Consider the following 18624-nt stretch of genomic DNA (forward strand, 5'->3'; position numbering starts at 1 on the left):
CTGAAGATGTCTGAACCACGTTTCGTACACCTGCGGGTGCACAGCGACTACTCGATGATCGATGGCCTGGCCAAAACCGCACCGTTGGTAAAAAAGGCGGCGGCGTTGGGTATGCCAGCACTGGCGATCACCGATTTCACCAACCTTTGTGGTCTGGTGAAGTTCTACGGAGCGGGACATGGCGCAGGGATTAAGCCTATCGTCGGGGCAGATTTTAACGTCCAGTGCGACCTGCTGGGTGATGAGTTAACCCACCTGACGGTACTGGCGGCGAACAATACCGGCTATCAGAATCTGACGTTGCTGATCTCAAAAGCGTATCAGCGCGGGTACGGTGCCGCCGGGCCGATCATCGATCGCGACTGGCTTATCGAATTAAACGAAGGGTTGATCCTTCTTTCCGGCGGACGCATGGGCGACGTCGGACGCAGTCTTTTGCGTGGTAACAGCGCGCTGGTAGATGAGTGTGTCGCGTTTTATGAAGAACACTTCCCGGATCGCTATTTTCTCGAGCTGATCCGCACCGGCAGGCCGGATGAAGAAAGCTATCTGCACGCGGCGGTGGAACTGGCGGAAGCGCGCGGTTTGCCCGTCGTGGCGACCAACGACGTGCGCTTTATCGACAGCAGCGACTTTGACGCACACGAAATCCGCGTCGCGATCCACGACGGCTTTACCCTCGACGATCCTAAACGCCCGCGTAACTATTCGCCGCAGCAATATATGCGTAGCGAAGAGGAGATGTGTGAGCTGTTTGCCGACATCCCCGAAGCCCTTGCCAACACCGTTGAGATCGCCAAACGCTGTAACGTAACCGTGCGTCTTGGTGAATACTTCCTGCCGCAGTTCCCGACCGGGGACATGAGCACCGAAGATTATCTGGTCAAGCGTGCAAAAGAGGGCCTGGAAGAGCGTCTGGCCTTTTTATTCCCTGATGAGGAAGAACGTCTTAAGCGCCGCCCGGAATATGACGAACGTCTGGAGACTGAACTTCAGGTTATCAACCAGATGGGCTTCCCGGGCTACTTCCTCATCGTTATGGAATTTATCCAGTGGTCGAAAGATAACGGCGTACCGGTAGGGCCAGGCCGTGGCTCCGGTGCGGGTTCACTGGTGGCCTACGCGCTGAAAATCACCGACCTCGATCCGCTGGAATTTGACCTGCTGTTCGAACGTTTCCTTAACCCGGAACGTGTCTCCATGCCTGACTTCGACGTTGACTTCTGTATGGAGAAACGCGATCAGGTTATCGAGCACGTAGCGGACATGTACGGTCGTGATGCGGTATCGCAGATCATCACCTTCGGTACAATGGCGGCGAAAGCGGTGATCCGCGACGTAGGCCGCGTGCTGGGGCATCCGTACGGCTTTGTCGATCGTATCTCGAAACTGATCCCGCCCGATCCGGGGATGACGCTGGCGAAAGCGTTTGAAGCCGAGCCGCAGCTGCCGGAAATCTACGAAGCGGATGAAGAAGTTAAGGCGCTGATCGACATGGCGCGCAAACTGGAAGGGGTCACCCGTAACGCCGGTAAGCACGCCGGTGGGGTGGTTATCGCGCCGACCAAAATTACCGATTTTGCGCCGCTTTACTGCGATGAAGAGGGCAAACATCCGGTCACCCAGTTTGATAAAAGCGACGTTGAATACGCCGGACTGGTGAAGTTCGACTTCCTTGGTTTGCGTACGCTCACCATCATCAACTGGGCGCTGGAGATGATCAACAAGCGGCGGGCGAAGAATGGCGAGCCGCCGCTGGATATCGCTGCGATCCCGCTGGATGATAAGAAAAGCTTCGACATGCTGCAACGCTCGGAAACCACGGCGGTATTCCAGCTTGAATCGCGCGGCATGAAGGACCTGATCAAGCGTCTACAACCTGACTGCTTCGAAGATATGATCGCCCTAGTGGCACTGTTCCGCCCCGGTCCGTTGCAATCAGGGATGGTGGATAACTTTATCGACCGTAAACATGGTCGTGAAGAGATCTCCTATCCGGACGTACAGTGGCAGCATGAAAGCCTGAAACCGGTACTGGAGCCAACCTACGGCATTATCCTGTATCAGGAACAGGTCATGCAGATTGCGCAGGTGCTTTCTGGTTATACCCTCGGTGGCGCGGATATGCTGCGTCGTGCGATGGGTAAGAAAAAGCCGGAAGAGATGGCTAAGCAACGTTCTGTATTTGCTGAAGGTGCAGAAAAGAACGGAATCAACGCTGAACTGGCGATGAAAATCTTCGACCTGGTGGAGAAATTCGCTGGTTACGGATTTAACAAATCGCACTCTGCGGCCTATGCTTTGGTGTCATATCAAACGTTATGGCTGAAAGCGCACTATCCTGCGGAGTTTATGGCGGCGGTAATGACCGCCGATATGGACAACACCGAGAAGGTGGTGGGTCTGGTGGATGAGTGCTGGCGGATGGGGCTGAAAATCCTGCCACCAGATATAAACTCCGGTCTTTACCATTTCCACGTCAACGACGACGGCGAAATCGTGTATGGTATTGGCGCGATCAAAGGGGTCGGTGAAGGTCCGATTGAGGCCATCATCGAAGCCCGTAATAAAGGCGGCTACTTCCGCGAACTGTTTGATCTCTGCGCCCGTACCGACACCAAAAAGTTGAACCGTCGCGTGCTGGAAAAACTGATCATGTCCGGGGCGTTTGACCGTCTTGGGCCACATCGCGCAGCGCTGATGAACTCGCTGGGCGATGCGTTAAAAGCGGCAGATCAACACGCGAAAGCGGAAGCTATCGGTCAGGCCGATATGTTCGGCGTGCTGGCCGAAGAGCCGGAACAAATTGAACAATCCTACGCCAGCTGCCAACCGTGGCCGGAGCAGGTGGTATTAGATGGGGAACGTGAAACGTTAGGCCTGTACCTGACCGGACACCCTATCAACCAGTATTTAAAAGAGATTGAGCGTTATGTCGGAGGCGTAAGGCTGAAAGACATGCACCCGACAGAACGTGGTAAAGTCATCACGGCTGCGGGGCTCGTTGTTGCCGCGCGGGTTATGGTCACCAAGCGCGGCAATCGTATCGGTATCTGCACGCTGGATGACCGTTCCGGGCGGCTGGAAGTGATGTTGTTTACTGACGCCCTGGATAAATACCAGCAATTGCTGGAAAAAGACCGCATACTTATCGTCAGCGGACAGGTCAGCTTTGATGACTTCAGCGGTGGGCTTAAAATGACCGCTCGCGAAGTGATGGATATTGACGAAGCCCGGGAAAAATATGCTCGCGGGCTTGCTATCTCGCTGACGGACAGGCAAATTGATGACCAGCTTTTAAACCGACTCCGTCAGTCTCTGGAACCCCACCGCTCTGGGACAATTCCAGTACATCTCTACTATCAGAGGGCGGATGCACGCGCGCGGTTGCGTTTTGGCGCGACGTGGCGTGTCTCTCCGAGCGATCGTTTATTAAACGATCTCCGTGGCCTCATTGGTTCGGAGCAGGTGGAACTGGAGTTTGACTAATACAGGAATACTATGAGTCTGAATTTCCTTGATTTTGAACAGCCGATTGCAGAGCTGGAAGCGAAAATCGATTCTCTGACTGCGGTTAGCCGTCAGGATGAGAAACTGGATATTAACATCGATGAAGAAGTGCATCGTCTGCGTGAAAAAAGCGTAGAACTGACACGTAAAATCTTCGCCGATCTCGGTGCATGGCAGATTGCGCAACTGGCACGCCATCCACAGCGTCCTTATACCCTGGATTACGTTCGCCTGGCATTTGATGAATTTGACGAACTGGCTGGCGACCGCGCGTATGCAGACGATAAAGCTATCGTCGGTGGTATCGCCCGTCTCGATGGTCGTCCGGTGATGATCATTGGTCATCAAAAAGGTCGTGAAACCAAAGAAAAAATTCGCCGTAACTTTGGTATGCCAGCGCCAGAAGGTTACCGCAAAGCACTGCGTCTGATGCAAATGGCTGAACGCTTTAAGATGCCTATCATCACCTTTATCGACACCCCGGGGGCTTATCCTGGCGTGGGCGCAGAAGAGCGTGGTCAGTCTGAAGCCATTGCACGCAACCTGCGTGAAATGTCTCGCCTCGGCGTACCGGTAGTTTGTACGGTTATCGGTGAAGGTGGTTCTGGCGGTGCGCTGGCGATTGGCGTGGGCGATAAAGTGAATATGCTGCAATACAGCACCTATTCCGTTATCTCGCCGGAAGGTTGTGCGTCCATTCTGTGGAAGAGCGCCGACAAAGCGCCGCTGGCGGCTGAAGCGATGGGTATCATTGCTCCGCGTCTGAAAGAACTGAAACTGATCGACTCCATCATCCCGGAACCACTGGGTGGTGCTCACCGTAACCCGGAAGCGATGGCGGCATCGTTGAAAGCGCAACTGCTGGCGGATCTGGCCGATCTCGACGTGTTAAGCACTGAAGATTTAAAAAATCGTCGTTATCAGCGCCTGATGAGCTACGGTTACGCGTAATTCGCAAAAGTTCTGAAAAAGGGTCACTTCGGTGGCCCTTTTTTATCGCCACGGTTTGAGCAGGCTATGATTAAGGAAGGATTTTCCAGGAGGAACACATGAACATCATTGCCATTATGGGACCGCATGGCGTCTTTTATAAAGATGAGCCCATCAAAGAACTGGAGTCGGCGCTGGTGGCGCAAGGCTTTCAGATTATCTGGCCACAAAACAGCGTTGATTTGCTGAAATTTATCGAACATAACCCTCGAATTTGCGGCGTGATTTTTGACTGGGATGAGTACAGTCTCGATTTATGTAGCGATATCAATCAGCTTAATGAATATCTCCCGCTTTATGCCTTCATCAACACCCACTCGACGATGGATGTCAGCGTGCAGGATATGCGGATGGCGCTCTGGTTTTTTGAATATGCGCTGGGGCAGGCGGAAGATATCGCCATTCGTATGCGTCAGTACACCGACGAATATCTTGATAACATTACACCGCCGTTCACGAAAGCCTTGTTTACCTACGTCAAAGAGCGGAAGTACACCTTTTGTACGCCGGGGCATATGGGCGGCACCGCATATCAAAAAAGCCCGGTTGGCTGTCTGTTTTATGATTTTTTCGGCGGGAATACTCTTAAGGCTGATGTCTCTATTTCGGTCACCGAGCTTGGTTCGTTGCTCGACCACACCGGGCCACACCTGGAAGCGGAAGAGTACATCGCGCGGACTTTTGGCGCGGAACAGAGTTATATCGTTACCAACGGAACATCGACGTCGAACAAAATTGTGGGTATGTACGCCGCGCCATCCGGCAGTACGCTGTTGATCGACCGCAATTGTCATAAATCGCTGGCGCATCTGTTGATGATGAACGATGTAGTGCCAGTCTGGCTGAAACCGACGCGTAATGCGTTGGGGATTCTTGGTGGGATCCCGCGCCGTGAATTTACTCGCGACAGCATCGAAGAGAAAGTCGCTGCTACCACGCAAGCACAATGGCCGGTTCATGCGGTGATCACCAACTCCACCTATGATGGCTTGCTCTACAACACCGACTGGATCAAACAGACGCTGGATGTCCCGTCGATTCACTTCGATTCTGCCTGGGTGCCGTACACCCATTTTCATCCGATCTACCAGGGTAAAAGTGGTATGAGCGGCGAGCGTGTTGCGGGAAAAGTGATCTTCGAAACGCAATCGACCCACAAAATGCTGGCGGCGTTATCGCAGGCTTCGCTGATCCACATTAAAGGCGAGTATGACGAAGAGGCCTTTAACGAAGCCTTTATGATGCATACCACCACCTCGCCCAGTTATCCCATTGTTGCTTCGGTTGAGACGGCGGCGGCGATGCTGCGTGGTAATCCGGGCAAACGGCTGATTAACCGTTCAGTAGAACGAGCTCTGCATTTTCGCAAAGAGGTCCAGCGGCTGCGGGAAGAGTCTGACGGTTGGTTTTTCGATATCTGGCAACCGCCGCAGGTGGATGAAGCCGAATGCTGGCCCGTTGCGCCTGGCGAACAGTGGCACGGCTTTAACGATGCGGATGCCGATCATATGTTTCTCGATCCGGTTAAAGTCACTATTTTGACACCGGGGATGGACGAGCAGGGCAATATGAGCGAGGAGGGGATCCCGGCGGCGCTGGTAGCAAAATTCCTCGACGAACGTGGGATCGTAGTAGAGAAAACCGGCCCTTATAACCTGCTGTTTCTCTTTAGTATTGGCATCGATAAAACCAAAGCAATGGGATTATTGCGTGGGTTGACGGAATTCAAACGCTCTTACGATCTCAACCTGCGGATCAAAAATATGCTACCCGATCTCTATGCAGAAGATCCCGATTTCTACCGCAATATGCGTATTCAGGATCTGGCACAAGGGATCCATAAGCTGATTCGTAAACACGATCTTCCCGGTTTGATGTTGCGGGCATTCGATACTTTGCCGGAGATGATCATGACGCCACATCAGGCATGGCAACGACAAATTAAAGGCGAAGTAGAAACCATTGCGCTGGAACAACTGGTCGGTAGAGTATCGGCAAATATGATCCTGCCTTATCCACCGGGCGTACCGCTGTTGATGCCTGGAGAAATGCTGACCAAAGAGAGCCGCACAGTACTCGATTTTCTACTGATGCTTTGTTCCGTCGGGCAACATTACCCCGGTTTTGAAACGGATATTCACGGCGCGAAACAGGACGAAGACGGCGTTTACCGCGTACGAGTCCTAAAAATGGCGGGATAACTTGCCAGAGCGGCTTCCGGGCGAGTAACGTGCTGTTAACAAATAAAGGAGACGTTATGCTGGGTTTAAAACAGGTTCACCATATTGCGATTATTGCGACGGATTATGCGGTGAGCAAAGCTTTCTACTGCGATATTCTTGGTTTCACGCTGCAAAGCGAAGTCTATCGCGAAGCGCGCGACTCATGGAAAGGGGATTTGGCGCTTAATGGGCAATATGTGATTGAGCTTTTCTCATTTCCGTTCCCGCCGGAACGACCCAGCCGACCGGAAGCTTGCGGTCTGCGTCATCTGGCTTTTAGCGTTGATGACATCGATGCGGCAGTGGCGCACCTTGAAAGCCATAACGTGAAGTGTGAAACCATCCGTGTCGATCCATACACGCAAAAACGCTTCACCTTCTTTAACGATCCGGACGGGCTGCCGTTGGAACTGTATGAGCAGTAAGGCTTGTCATCGCCGCATTTGCCCGGTAACGTGCCGGGCATTGCTACTGTAAAATCGCACCATCATGACACTCACGCTCAATAGACAACTTCTCACCTCACGCCAGATTCTGGTGGCCTTTAGCGGCGGGCTTGACTCCACCGTTCTGCTGCATCAGTTGGTGCAGTGGCGGACGGAAAATCCGGGTGTCGCTCTGCGCGCTATTCATGTGCATCACGGTTTAAGTGCCAATGCCGATGCCTGGGTTACGCATTGCGAAAACGTCTGCCAACAGTGGCAGGTGCCGTTGGTGGTCGAACGCGTACAACTTGCGCAAGAAGGACTGGGCATTGAGGCCCAGGCGCGGCAGGCACGTTATCAGGCATTTGCCCGCACCTTGTTGCCCGGTGAAGTGCTGGTCACCGCGCAACATCTCGACGATCAATGTGAAACCTTTCTGCTGGCGCTAAAACGCGGCAGTGGCCCTGCCGGGCTTTCGGCTATGGCGGAAGTCTCGGAGTTTGCCGGAACGCGGCTTATTCGCCCGTTGCTCGCCCGCACGCGGGGGGAACTGGTGCAGTGGGCGCGTCAGTATGATTTACGCTGGATTGAAGACGAAAGTAATCAGGACGACTCATACGATCGTAACTTTCTGCGCCTGCGCGTAGTGCCGTTATTGCAGCAGCGTTGGCCGCATTTTGCCGAAGCAACGGCCCGCAGCGCCGCACTTTGTGCTGAACAAGAGAGCCTGCTGGATGAACTGCTGGCAGATGATTTAGCACACTGTCAATCGCCGCAGGGGACGCTGCAGATTGTGCCAATGCTGGCGATGAGTGATGCCCGCCGCGCGGCGATTATCCGCCGCTGGCTGGCAGGGCAGAATGCACCGATGCCTTCCCGCGACGCGTTGGTGAGGATCTGGCAGGAAGTGGCGCTGGCGCGGGAAGATGCCTCACCCTGTTTACGTTTGGGCGCGTTTGAAATCCGACGCTATCAGTCGCAACTGTGGTGGATTAAATCCGTCACCGGGCAAAGCGAAAACATTGTGCCGTGGCAGACGTGGCTTCAACCGCTGGAATTACCGGCGGGGCTGGGAAGTGTACAGCTTAATGCGGGAGGCGATATTCGCCCTCCGCGTGCAGACGAAGCGGTCAGCGTGCGTTTCAAAGCGCCAGGATTGCTGCATATTGTCGGGCGTAACGGCGGACGTAAGCTAAAGAAAATCTGGCAAGAGCTGGGCGTGCCGCCGTGGCTACGTGACACCACGCCACTGCTGTTTTATGGCGAAACGCTGATTGCGGCGGCAGGGGTATTTGTGACGCAAGAAGGTGTGGCTGAAGGTGAGAATGGCGTAAGTTTTGTCTGGCAGAAAACGCTTAGTTAAGTGAAAGCCGGATAAGACGCATCAAACGTCGCATCCGGCGAAAGTCAATCAGGATTCGCTTACCACCACCGTACCGATTTCCGGGTGGCTAAAGCTGGTAATTTTATCCAGACGCAGCTCGCGGGTTTCGCCAGCGGCCTCGACGACCAGGTACTCCACATTTTTGCGGGAGACTAAATCACTGGCTTTTGCCTGCAATTTTTCGCCATCTTTCAGCTCAAGTGTCAGCATTAAATGATGCTGGCAGGCGAGCTCAAGATTATCGTAATCATCACAATTGATTGGTTGATACGTATCATTCATTGACATAATCGCTCACCAGTAAGTTTGCCGCAGCGTATGCTGCTTTTTCCCTGACAGCCTCAGAAAGGGCGTCGTCGGCAGCCATTTCATTCAGCACTTTCAAAACGCAGCCCAGCGCGTCCGGAACGTATCCTAAGTCTCCGCTGGCGATTTCCGCGTACCGCTTGCGTATTAACTCACAATATTTTTCCACATGCCCTCCTGTCAGCACTCTGACTTAACCGTGGATGCAAGTCTAAGCCTACGAAGATAAACTCTGTTTCGCAAGGTGACTATACCACACTCATTTCTGCAATATCAGCGCCGCAACTGCACGTATTCCGTTACAATGGCCTCCTGATTCGAAAGGAGTTTTCTTATGGCGCTTAAAGCGACAATTTATAAAGCGACGGTTAATGTGGCCGATCTCGACCGCAACCAGTTTCTCGATGCCTCTCTGACGCTGGCGCGCCATCCTTCAGAAACCCAGGAGCGTATGATGCTGCGCTTGCTGGCGTGGCTGAAATATGCTGATGAACGTCTGCAATTTACCCGTGGTTTGTGTGCCGATGATGAGCCGGAAGCGTGGCTGCGTAACGATCACCTGGGCATTGATTTGTGGATTGAGCTGGGGCTGCCGGATGAGCGGCGGATTAAGAAAGCCTGCACCCAGGCCGCAGAAGTGGCGCTGTTTACCTATAATAGTCGGGCGGCGCAAATCTGGTGGCAGCAAAATCAGAGCAAATGTGTGCAGTTTGCCAATCTTTCCGTCTGGTATCTGGACGATGAACAACTGGCGAAAGTAAGCGCCTTTGCCGATCGTACCATGACGCTGCAGGCAACGATTCAGGATGGCGTGATCTGGTTATCGGATGATAAGAATAATCTGGAAGTGAACTTAACCGCCTGGCAACAACCTTCATGATTGTGATTTCCCGACATGTTGCTATTCCCGATGGTGAGCTTGAGATCACCGCCATTCGTGCGCAGGGCGCGGGCGGGCAGCATGTTAATAAGACCTCAACGGCTATTCATCTGCGTTTTGACATTCGGGCGTCCAGCCTGCCAGAGTATTACAAAGAGCGTCTGCTCGCCGCCAGCCATCATTTGATCAGCAGTGATGGCGTGATTGTCATTAAGGCACAGGAATACCGCAGTCAGGAACTGAACCGCGAAGCAGCTCTGGCCCGGCTGGTGGCTATGATTAAAGAATTAACAACAGAAAAAAAAGCCCGACGACCCACGCGGCCCACCCGTGCATCGAAAGAGCGCAGGCTGGCATCGAAAGCACAAAAATCAAGCGTGAAGGCGATGCGCGGCAAAGTGCGCAGCGGTCGGGAATAAAAAGAAGGAATGGATGGTGAAAAAAGCGATAGTGACAGCGATGGCTGTAATCAGCCTCTTTACTCTGATGGGATGTAATAATCGGGCCGAAGTCGATACGCTTTCTCCGGCGCAGGCTGCCGAACTGAAACCGATGCCGCAAAGTTGGCGCGGCGTGCTGCCGTGTGCCGATTGCGAAGGAATCGAAACCTCTCTGTTCCTCGAAAAAGACGGAACATGGGTGATGAATGAGCGTTATCTCGGTGCTCGTGAAGAACCTTCCTCCTTCGCTTCCTACGGTACATGGGCGCGAACCGCTGACAAGCTGGTATTAACCGACAGCAAAGGTGAAAAGTCATATTATCGGGCGAAAGGCGATGCGCTGGAGATGCTCGATCGTGAAGGCAATCCGATTGAATCGCAGTTCAACTATACGCTGGAAGCGGCACAATCCAGTTTACCTATGACGCCGATGACCCTGCGGGGCATGTATTTTTATATGGCTGATGCGGCGACCTTCACTGATTGCGCGACCGGAAAACGTTTCATGGTAGCGAATAACGCAGAGCTGGAGCGTAGCTACCTGGCTGCGCGCGGTCACAGTGAAAAACCGGTGTTACTGTCAGTAGAAGGTCACTTTACGCTTGAGGGTTATCCGGATACCGGTGCGCCGACTAAAGTATTGGCACCCGATACGGCAGGGAAATTTTACCCCAACCAGGATTGCAGTAGTTTGGGGCAGTAACCCGTCTTGAGACAGAAACAAACGCAAAACAGGCCAGAAGGATATATTTCAACATTTTGAATTTGCACGTTTTTTGTAGGCCGGATAAGGCGTTTACGCCGCATCCGGCAATGGTGCTCAACGCCTGATGCGACGCTGGCGAGTCTTATCATGCCTACAACCCCCCTCATACCTTAAGGCGGATAAGGCATTTACTTTATCACCGGGTCAAACCAACAAAGCGACCCGCCTTGATATAAATCCCAGGCTTCAGGTGCCCAACATACTGTAACTGCGTTTCTGGCTTAAACGCAGAGACATCACCAATACGCATATGCATCAGATCGGCAGGGCTAATCCAGCCCGATTGCGCCAGTGTAAGTGGATGCCCGGCTTTGGCAAAGGCATCCGTGACAAATTCCGAACAAAACCACGACTTTTTGTCTCCTTCGCCCACACTGCTTAACTGCGCTTTCGCCAGGCCGCTGACGCACTGTTGGCGAAAATCCTCGGAGAACGGATTCAGTGAGCACATCTGGCGAGTCACCATAAAGGGAATAAATTCGACAATGCCGCGATAGTTATAACCGCTATCTTTGATTTTATTGGCAAACGCGGTGATATCTGTGGCTTGTTGCGGGGTAAGATCCGGGACTCGTAAGACGAAAAGCTTATCACTATGCTTCATCGCTTTTTTAAGGGAAACGATCTGGACGCCAGCGCCTGTCGCTTCTGCAACGTTATTATCACCCAGAAAGATTGCAACGTGACTCACAGAGGAAGTGCTGAAGACGCGGATTCCAAATGAGGTTACCCCAAGGCTTGAGGAGAACAGCAAATCGCCGGGTTTGAGATCAGGTGCCGTTATTTCTTTTATTGATTGTTCGGTGAAAGAGCTTTGATGCTGGAATTTGACAGCCCATGTTTTTGCCTCGGCATCTACTGCTGTGGCTGATGGGTCTGGCTGGCTGATATCAACGGTACAAGCCGAAAGTAAAAGAAAGCTGGGGAGAAACAGGCGGCAGTACGCCTTTGGTTTATCCATTTTATACAATCCATGTAAAAAAAGGGCCCTGAAATTCAGGACCCTTTCTGGCATCAGCCTTTAATCTGTTTCACCAGATATTCGACGATGTCACCAGTCTTAATTAACTGTTTCTCGCCGTTGCGACGATATTTATATTCGATATCGTCGTTGTCGAGGTTACGGTCGCCCAGCACAATAGTGTGCGGAATACCGATCAGTTCCATATCAGCAAACATCACGCCCGGACGCTCTTTGCGGTCATCCAGCAGCACTTCGATACCTTGTGCACGCAGTTCGCTGTACAGTTTCTCAGCAAGCTCTTGTACGCGGAAGGATTTGTGCATGTTCATCGGCAGAATCGCCACCTGGAACGGCGCGATAGCGTCAGGCCATACGATGCCTCGTTCGTCGTAGTTCTGCTCAATCGCCGCAGCTACCACACGCGTTACCCCGATACCGTAGCAACCCATCGTCAGGATTTGGTTACGGCCATCTTCACCCTGTACGGAGGCTTTCAGTGCTTCGGAGTACTTGGTACCCAGCTGGAAGATGTGACCAACTTCGATACCACGTTTGATCAGCAGCGTACCCTGGCCATCCGGGCTTGGATCGCCAGCCACCACGTTACGGATATCTGCAACTTCCGGGGTAGCGACATCGCGATCCCAGTTGATGCCGAAGTAGTGTTTACCATCGATGTTAGCACCAGCAGCGAAATCACTCATCGCCGCAACGGTACGGTCAATCACCACCGGAATCGGCATGTTTACCGGACCCAGTGAACCCGGACCGGCTTTAACCACGGCACGAATTTCTTCTTCGGTCGCGAAAGTCAGCGGGCTTGCAACCTGCGGCAGTTTTTCTGCTTTAACTTCGTTCAGCTCGTGATCACCGCGCACCAGCAGCGCAACCAGCGGGAAGCTGCTGCCTTCAACCGCTTTAACCAGCAGAGTCTTAACCGTTTTCTCAATCGGCAGATTGAACTGTTCAACCAGTTCCGCGATGGTTTTCGCGTTCGGCGTATCAACCAGCGTCATTTCCTGGGTAGCAGCAGCGCGCGGTTCTTTCGGCGCGATAGCTTCTGCCAGTTCAATGTTCGCTGCATAGTCAGAGGTGTCGGAGAAGACCACATCGTCTTCACCGCTCTGCGCCAGCACCTGGAATTCGTGAGAGGCGCTGCCGCCGATAGAACCGGTGTCGGCTTGTACGGCGCGGAAATCCAGCCCCATGCGGCTGAAGATTTTGCTGTAGGCCGCATACATTGCATCGTAGGTTTCCTGCAGGGATTCCTGAGAAGTATGGAAAGAGTAAGCATCTTTCATCAGGAATTCGCGGGAACGCATGACGCCGAAACGCGGACGCACTTCGTCGCGGAACTTGGTCTGGATCTGATAGAAGTTCAGCGGCAGCTGTTTGTAAGAGCTAAGCTCGTTACGAATCAGGTCAGTGATAACTTCTTCATGAGTTGGGCCGAGTACGAACGGACGCTCGCCACGGTCAACAAAACGCAGCAGTTCCGGACCGTACTGTTCCCAACGACCACTCTCTTGCCACAAATCGGCTGGCTGAACCACCGGCATCGACACCTCGATCGCACCGGCGTTGTTCATCTCTTCACGCACGATGTTTTCGACTTTTTTCAGAACGCGCACGCCGGTCGGCAGCCAGGTATATAACCCGGAGGCCAGCTTGCGGATCATCCCGGCGCGCAGCATCAGCTGATGGCTGATCACCTCGGCGTCGGCAGGTGTCTCCTTGAGAGTGGAGAGCAGGTATTGGCTAGTACGCATGTTGTTACGGTTCCAGTTGGAAGGTAGAACAGGCTCAAGGCGAGCCTGGGACAAAAAAAAGTGATTTAGTTTACCAGTGCAAAAGAAATGTCAAAAGAGAAGGGCGTGAATTTAACGCGGTTCCAGCGCAAAGACTTCAAAACCTGCGTCGGTGACGCGCCAGCGAACGTTAAAATCATGTAGCCAGACGGCATAGGTTTTGCCCGTTTCCTCACCTTTACGATAGGCCGGGCGCGGGTCCTGCGCCAGTACTTCGCGGATAAACAGCGTTAACTGCGGATAACGCTTCTCCAGCGTCAAAAGCTGCTTTTCGACCTCTGCGGTAAAACTCACCGCCATCTCTGCAGCTGGCGCACTTTGCGCATAGCTGGCACTGGCATCGGGAAGCGATTCGGCAAAGGGGAGATACGGTTTGATATCCACTACCGGCGTACCATCGACCAGATCCAGACTGCCGAGCTTCAGAATCACGCTGTCTTTATGGCAAACAACCTCTTTCAGCTCTACCAGCGACATGCCAATTGGGTTAGGGCGGAAAGTAGAGCGTGTTGCGAAAACCCCCATTCTGGCGTTACCGCCGAGGCGCGGTGGACGCACAGTCGGACGCCAGCCGCCTTCCATCGTTTGATGAAAGACGAAAAGGATCCATAAATGGCTGAACGCTTCCAGGCCGCGAACGGCGTCGGCCTGGTTGTAGGGAGCAATGAGATGCAGTTCGCCGTTGGCGCTTTTTACCAGACCTGGCTGGCGCGGAACGGCGAACTTTTCTTTATAGGGCGAGCGAATAACGCCTATTTGCTCGAACTGGAAACTGCTCATTTCGCCGTAATGTTAAGCGCAGAACCGATACATACAGCCTGACGATAGCAGCCTGGCGTACCGCTGGTGACTTCGCAGCTATGCAGTAATACAGCATTGGCTTTCATTTTAGAGGCGTTGATTTGCATCCGCTTACGTGCGGTTGGAATGCTCGGCGGAGAGTCCTGATTAGAGGCCTGGCAAGAGTCGCCACTGACTTCACCGAGATCGCGGAACGGTTTGCCGACTAATTCTTCTGCATTGGTATAAATTCGGACCGGCGTGGCGCGCGGCGCTTTCGGTTTTGCAGGCTCCGCTTTCGGCTGGGGTGCAGTGCTTTGAACGGGTTCGACAGGGGATCTGCTTAACATGGAACAGCCGCTTAGCATGAGTGCTACTAAACAGATCGGTAAAGCACGCATAGTATTTCCTCAATGTATGATCAAAACGTCAATATTGAATCAGGAGCTTGTAAAAATGACAAGACGGGCAAGCGCCCGTCCTGAATGATATTACAAATTGTGGAAACAGCCTAAAAATTACCAGCCTTTAACAGCTCCGCCGTTAAACACTTTGTTTGCTGCTTCGTAAACTTCGTCAGACTGATAAGCCTGGACGAATTTCTTCACGTTCTCGGCGTCTTTGTTATCTTCACGCGTCACGATCAGGTTTACGTACGGGGACTCTTTATCTTCAACAAAGATACCGTCTTTCGCCGGAGTCAGGCCAATCTGGCTGGCATAGGTGGTATTGATAACTGCCAGAGCTATTTGCGCGTCGTCCAGAGAACGCGGCAGTTGCGGTGCTTCCAGTTCAACAATTTTCAGATTTTTGGGGTTCTCAACAACATCAAGAACGGTCGGCAGCAGGCCAACGCCATCTTTCAGTTTGATCAAGCCCACTTTTTGCAGCAGCAGCAGTGAACGACCAAGGTTAGTTGGGTCGTTTGGCACGGCAACCTGCGAACCATCCTGCAGTTCATCCAGTGATTTGATTTTCTTGGAGTAACCAGCAATCGGATAAACAAAAGTGTTGCCTACTGCGACCAGTTTGTAGCCACGATCTTTCAGTTGCTGATCAAGGTACGGTTTATGCTGGAAGGCGTTGGCGTCGATATCGCCTTTGCTCAATGCTTCGTTTGGCAGAACATAGTCGTTGAAGGTTACCAGCTCAACGTCCAGGCCATATTTGTCTTTCGCAACTTTCTGCGCGACTTCTGCAACCTGCTGTTCGGCACCAACAATCACGCCGACTTTAATGTGGTTTGGATCTTTTTCATCCTGACCGCAGCCTACCAGTGCCAGTGATCCAATCAGGGCTCCCACTGCCGCAAAGGTTTTGAATTTGAACGCCATACCTTATTCCTTCTTCAATTATTTATGTTGTGTTGAACGTTACTTGCGAGTGACAGCCCGGACGATGCGGTCGCCTGCGAACTGAATTAAATAAACCAGAATGACCAGCAATACCAGTACCGTATTCATCACCGTCGCGTTGTAGCCGATGTAGCCATACTGATAGCCAATCTGACCTAAACCACCGGCACCGACTGCACCACCCATCGCGGAATAACCGACTAGGGTAATCAGGGTGATAGTTGCCGCATTCACCAGACCCGGCAACGCTTCCGGTAACAGCACTTTACGGACGATCTGCATTGGCGTGGCACCCATTGCGCGGGAAGCTTCAATTAACCCGGTTGGGATCTCCAGCAGAGCGTTCTCGACCATACGGGCAATAAACGGTGCTGCACCAACGGTTAACGGAACAATCGCTGCCTGCAAACCAATCGATGTACCGACAATAACGCGGGTAAACGGAATCATCCATACAAGCAAGATAATGAACGGGATGGAACGGAAAATGTTCACAATCGCAGAAACGGTACGATACAGCTTCGCGTTAGCAATAATTTGCCCCGGACGCGTGACATAAAGCAGAACGCCAATCGGCAGACCAATCACAAAGCCAAAAAAACCGGATACGAAGGTCATTGCCAGCGTTTCCCATACGCCACGAACCAGCAGCCACATCATCGGCTCAGACATAACCCAGTACCTCTACTTTTACATGGTGTTCCTGCAGCCAGGCAATGGCGGCTTGCGTATCTTGTTGTGTGCCGTGCATTTCAGTCAGCATGATGCCGAACTTAACGCCACCGGCGTAATCCATCTGCGCGCTAATAATGTTGTTGTTGACGTTGAAACGACGCGCGGTTTCAGAAAGCAGTGGGGCATCGACCGATTGACCGGTAAACTCCAGACGCAGCATCGGCACGCAGTCAGTAAATGGCTCCGCTTGCAGACGTTCCTGGTAATCTTCCGGGATATCCAGATGCAGGGTCGACTGAATAAACTTCTGCGCCAGCGGCGTTTTCGGATGCGAGAACACTTCACTTACCGTGTCCTGCTCGATCAGTTCTCCATTGCTGATGACCGCCACGCAATCACAAATGCGCTTCACAACGTCCATTTCGTGGGTGATCAACAGAATCGTCAACCCCAGACGGCGGTTGATGTCTTTCAGCAGTTCGAGAATAGAACGTGTCGTTGCCGGGTCCAGCGCGCTGGTGGCTTCATCACACAGCAATACTTTGGGATTGCTGGCTAACGCACGGGCAATTGCCACACGTTGTTTCTGCCCACCGGAAAGATTCGACGGGTAGCTATCATGCTTATCGCCAAGACCAACCAATGACAGCAATTCCGTCACGCGACGTTTGACCTCGTCTTTCGGTGTGTTGTCCAGCTCCAGCGGCAGAGCCACGTTGCCAAAAACAGTACGCGAAGAGAGCAGGTTAAAATGCTGGAAAATCATACCAATCTGGCGGCGAGCTTTGGTCAACTCGGATTCTGACAGCGTGGTCAGTTCCTGGCCATCGACCAGCACGCTACCCTCGGTTGGGCGCTCCAGCAGGTTTACACAACGTATAAGCGTACTCTTACCCGCGCCTGAGGCACCGATAACGCCATAAATTTGTCCAGCTGGCACATGCAGGCTGACGTTGTTCAACGCCTGGATGGTGCGGGTGCCCTGGTGGAACACTTTGGTGATATTCGAAAGTTTTATCATTGATTATTTATTATCGTCATTAAGTTAGTCGTGGCATCTCGAATGCCTGAAACGGGCAACGCCGTCAATGAAATGGATGTTAAGGCATCCAGACGTCTAAATCAATCAGGTTTATGCGAAGAGCACTTTCTTGCAGGTCGAAACATGCGATACTAGCGTCACATGCCTTATTAAGGAGCTATAAAAGGTGGCGAAGAGCGTACCCGCAATTTTTCTTGACCGTGATGGCACCATTAATGTCGATCACGGCTATGTCCATGAGATCGACAACTTTGAATTTATCGACGGTGTTATTGACGCCATGCGCGAGCTAAAAAAAATGGGCTTTGCGCTGGTGGTAGTAACCAACCAGTCTGGCATTGCTCGCGGTAAATTTACCGAAGCACAGTTTGAAACGCTGACCGAGTGGATGGACTGGTCGCTGGCGGACCGAGATGTCGATCTGGATGGTATCTATTATTGCCCGCATCATCCGCAGGGTAGTGTTGAAGAGTTTCGCCAGGTCTGCGATTGCCGCAAACCACATCCGGGGATGCTTTTGTCAGCACGCGATTATTTGCATATTGATATGGCCGCTTCTTATATGGTGGGCGATAAATTAGAAGATATGCAGGCAGCGGTTGCGGCGAACGTGGGAACAAAAGTGCTGGTGCGTACGGGTAAACCTATTACGCCTGAAGCAGAAAACGCGGCGGATTGGGTGTTAAATAGCCTGGCAGACCTGCCGCAAGCGATAAAAAAGCAGCAAAAACCGGCACAATGATTAAAAGATGAGCGGTTGAAATAAAAATGCATTTTTCCGCTTGTCTTCCTGAGCCGACTCCCTATAATGCGCCTCCATCGACACGGCGGATGTGAATCACTTCACACAAACAGCCGGTTCGGTTGAAGAGAAAAATCCTGAAATTCAGGGTTGACTCTGAAAGAGGAAAGCGTAATATACGCCACCTCGCGACAGTGAGCTGAAAGCCGCGTCGCAACTGCTCTTTAACAATTTATCAGACAATCTGTGTGGGCACTCGAAGATACGGATTCTTAACGTCGCAAGACGAAAAATGAATACCAAGTCTCAAGAGTGAACACGTAATTCATTACGAA

Annotated in this window: 18 protein-coding genes; 9 read left to right on the top strand and 9 right to left on the bottom strand. The window is 52.4% G+C overall.

Annotation, left to right across the window (positions count from 1 at the left end):
- Positions 1 to 6 precede the first annotated feature (6 nt).
- The 5 genes from dnaE (at position 7) to tilS (ending at position 8510) form a co-directional block, all read left to right on the top strand.
- Positions 7 to 3489, top strand: a complete 3483-nt coding sequence (gene dnaE / locus K0778_RS05395) for a DNA polymerase III subunit alpha (RefSeq protein ID WP_001294757.1) — start codon at positions 7 to 9, stop codon at positions 3487 to 3489.
- 12 nt (positions 3490 to 3501) lie between these two features.
- The gene (gene accA / locus K0778_RS05400; RefSeq protein WP_000055741.1) at positions 3502 to 4461 is read left to right on the top strand and encodes an acetyl-CoA carboxylase carboxyl transferase subunit alpha; all 960 of its coding nucleotides are present in this window, start codon (positions 3502 to 3504) and stop codon (positions 4459 to 4461) included.
- Between the two features lie 98 nt (positions 4462 to 4559).
- A complete protein-coding gene (gene ldcC / locus K0778_RS05405) occupies positions 4560 to 6701 on the top strand; it encodes a lysine decarboxylase LdcC (RefSeq protein ID WP_001020973.1) in 2142 nt (713 codons plus the stop codon).
- Positions 6702 to 6757: 56 nt separating this feature from the next.
- Positions 6758 to 7147, top strand: a complete 390-nt coding sequence (locus tag K0778_RS05410; protein WP_000901099.1) for a VOC family protein — start codon at positions 6758 to 6760, stop codon at positions 7145 to 7147.
- A gap of 64 nt (positions 7148 to 7211) precedes the next feature.
- A complete protein-coding gene (gene tilS / locus K0778_RS05415) occupies positions 7212 to 8510 on the top strand; it encodes a tRNA lysidine(34) synthetase TilS (protein ID WP_000176549.1) in 1299 nt (432 codons plus the stop codon).
- A 48-nt stretch (positions 8511 to 8558) separates the two neighbouring features.
- On the opposite strand, the gene rof is transcribed toward tilS, so the two are convergent.
- Both rof and K0778_RS05425 read right to left on the bottom strand, forming a co-directional pair.
- Entirely contained in the window at positions 8559 to 8819 is a 261-nt protein-coding gene (rof, locus tag K0778_RS05420) for a Rho-binding antiterminator (protein ID WP_000062312.1), read from the bottom strand.
- Entirely contained in the window at positions 8806 to 9006 is a 201-nt protein-coding gene (locus K0778_RS05425; RefSeq protein WP_000417058.1) for a YaeP family protein, read from the bottom strand. Before K0778_RS05425 ends, rof begins: the two co-directional genes overlap by 14 nt.
- Positions 9007 to 9171: 165 nt before the next feature.
- On the opposite strand from K0778_RS05425, the gene K0778_RS05430 reads away from it, so the two are divergent.
- From K0778_RS05430 to nlpE, 3 genes are read left to right on the top strand one after another with little or no spacing between them, the layout of a single operon-like run.
- Positions 9172 to 9717: a YaeQ family protein gene (locus K0778_RS05430; RefSeq protein WP_001185290.1), complete on the top strand. Its 546-nt coding sequence runs from the start codon at positions 9172 to 9174 to the stop codon at positions 9715 to 9717.
- Positions 9714 to 10136, top strand: a complete 423-nt coding sequence (gene arfB, locus K0778_RS05435; RefSeq protein WP_000635537.1) for an alternative ribosome rescue aminoacyl-tRNA hydrolase ArfB — start codon at positions 9714 to 9716, stop codon at positions 10134 to 10136. Before K0778_RS05430 ends, arfB begins: the two co-directional genes overlap by 4 nt.
- 13 nt (positions 10137 to 10149) lie before the next feature.
- Positions 10150 to 10860, top strand: a complete 711-nt coding sequence (gene nlpE, locus K0778_RS05440) for an envelope stress response activation lipoprotein NlpE (RefSeq protein WP_153449062.1) — start codon at positions 10150 to 10152, stop codon at positions 10858 to 10860.
- A gap of 199 nt (positions 10861 to 11059) precedes the next feature.
- Here nlpE and K0778_RS05445 read toward each other — a convergent pair whose 3' ends face one another.
- The 7 genes from K0778_RS05445 to metN form a co-directional block, all read right to left on the bottom strand.
- Positions 11060 to 11884 carry a YaeF family permuted papain-like enzyme gene (locus tag K0778_RS05445; protein WP_001336393.1) on the bottom strand — a complete coding sequence of 275 codons (825 nt, stop codon included), beginning with the start codon at positions 11882 to 11884 and terminating at the stop codon, positions 11060 to 11062.
- A 53-nt stretch (positions 11885 to 11937) separates the two neighbouring features.
- Complete coding sequence (gene proS / locus K0778_RS05450) at positions 11938 to 13656, bottom strand: proline--tRNA ligase (protein WP_001260712.1); 1719 nt, start codon at positions 13654 to 13656, stop codon at positions 11938 to 11940.
- A 111-nt stretch (positions 13657 to 13767) separates the two neighbouring features.
- The gene (tsaA, locus tag K0778_RS05455; RefSeq protein WP_000094011.1) at positions 13768 to 14475 is read right to left on the bottom strand and encodes a tRNA (N6-threonylcarbamoyladenosine(37)-N6)-methyltransferase TrmO; all 708 of its coding nucleotides are present in this window, start codon (positions 14473 to 14475) and stop codon (positions 13768 to 13770) included.
- Positions 14472 to 14876, bottom strand: a complete 405-nt coding sequence (gene rcsF / locus K0778_RS05460; RefSeq protein ID WP_001202329.1) for an Rcs stress response system protein RcsF — start codon at positions 14874 to 14876, stop codon at positions 14472 to 14474. The genes tsaA and rcsF overlap by 4 nt, the downstream gene beginning before the upstream one ends.
- A 117-nt stretch (positions 14877 to 14993) precedes the next feature.
- Positions 14994 to 15809 carry a methionine ABC transporter substrate-binding lipoprotein MetQ gene (gene metQ / locus K0778_RS05465; RefSeq protein WP_000874226.1) on the bottom strand — a complete coding sequence of 272 codons (816 nt, stop codon included), beginning with the start codon at positions 15807 to 15809 and terminating at the stop codon, positions 14994 to 14996.
- A gap of 39 nt (positions 15810 to 15848) precedes the next feature.
- Positions 15849 to 16502 (bottom strand): methionine ABC transporter permease MetI, encoded by a 654-nt coding sequence (locus tag K0778_RS05470; RefSeq protein ID WP_001294594.1) that lies wholly within the window; start codon positions 16500 to 16502, stop codon positions 15849 to 15851.
- On the bottom strand, positions 16495 to 17526 hold the full coding sequence (metN, locus tag K0778_RS05475) for a methionine ABC transporter ATP-binding protein MetN (protein ID WP_000594006.1): 1032 nt from the start codon (positions 17524 to 17526) through the stop codon (positions 16495 to 16497). Before metN ends, K0778_RS05470 begins: the two co-directional genes overlap by 8 nt.
- 187 nt (positions 17527 to 17713) lie before the next feature.
- On the opposite strand from metN, the gene gmhB reads away from it, so the two are divergent.
- Complete coding sequence (gmhB, locus tag K0778_RS05480) at positions 17714 to 18289, top strand: D-glycero-beta-D-manno-heptose 1,7-bisphosphate 7-phosphatase (protein WP_001140187.1); 576 nt, start codon at positions 17714 to 17716, stop codon at positions 18287 to 18289.
- Positions 18290 to 18624 lie beyond the last annotated feature (335 nt).

Source organism: Escherichia sp. XD33 (assembly GCF_019375075.1).
GTDB lineage: Bacteria > Pseudomonadota > Gammaproteobacteria > Enterobacterales > Enterobacteriaceae > Enterobacter > Enterobacter flexneri_A.

Coding starts and splice junctions, on each gene's coding strand:
- dnaE (WP_001294757.1), top strand. CDS start 7: ATGTCTGAACCACGTTTCGTACACCTGCGGGTGCACAGCGACTACTCG.
- accA (WP_000055741.1), top strand. CDS start 3,502: ATGAGTCTGAATTTCCTTGATTTTGAACAGCCGATTGCAGAGCTGGAA.
- ldcC (WP_001020973.1), top strand. CDS start 4,560: ATGAACATCATTGCCATTATGGGACCGCATGGCGTCTTTTATAAAGAT.
- K0778_RS05410 (WP_000901099.1), top strand. CDS start 6,758: ATGCTGGGTTTAAAACAGGTTCACCATATTGCGATTATTGCGACGGAT.
- tilS (WP_000176549.1), top strand. CDS start 7,212: ATGACACTCACGCTCAATAGACAACTTCTCACCTCACGCCAGATTCTG.
- rof (WP_000062312.1), bottom strand. CDS start 8,819: ATGTCAATGAATGATACGTATCAACCAATCAATTGTGATGATTACGAT.
- K0778_RS05430 (WP_001185290.1), top strand. CDS start 9,172: ATGGCGCTTAAAGCGACAATTTATAAAGCGACGGTTAATGTGGCCGAT.
- arfB (WP_000635537.1), top strand. CDS start 9,714: ATGATTGTGATTTCCCGACATGTTGCTATTCCCGATGGTGAGCTTGAG.
- nlpE (WP_153449062.1), top strand. CDS start 10,150: ATGGTGAAAAAAGCGATAGTGACAGCGATGGCTGTAATCAGCCTCTTT.
- K0778_RS05445 (WP_001336393.1), bottom strand. CDS start 11,884: ATGGATAAACCAAAGGCGTACTGCCGCCTGTTTCTCCCCAGCTTTCTT.
- proS (WP_001260712.1), bottom strand. CDS start 13,656: ATGCGTACTAGCCAATACCTGCTCTCCACTCTCAAGGAGACACCTGCC.
- tsaA (WP_000094011.1), bottom strand. CDS start 14,475: ATGAGCAGTTTCCAGTTCGAGCAAATAGGCGTTATTCGCTCGCCCTAT.
- rcsF (WP_001202329.1), bottom strand. CDS start 14,876: ATGCGTGCTTTACCGATCTGTTTAGTAGCACTCATGCTAAGCGGCTGT.
- metQ (WP_000874226.1), bottom strand. CDS start 15,809: ATGGCGTTCAAATTCAAAACCTTTGCGGCAGTGGGAGCCCTGATTGGA.
- K0778_RS05470 (WP_001294594.1), bottom strand. CDS start 16,502: ATGTCTGAGCCGATGATGTGGCTGCTGGTTCGTGGCGTATGGGAAACG.
- metN (WP_000594006.1), bottom strand. CDS start 17,526: ATGATAAAACTTTCGAATATCACCAAAGTGTTCCACCAGGGCACCCGC.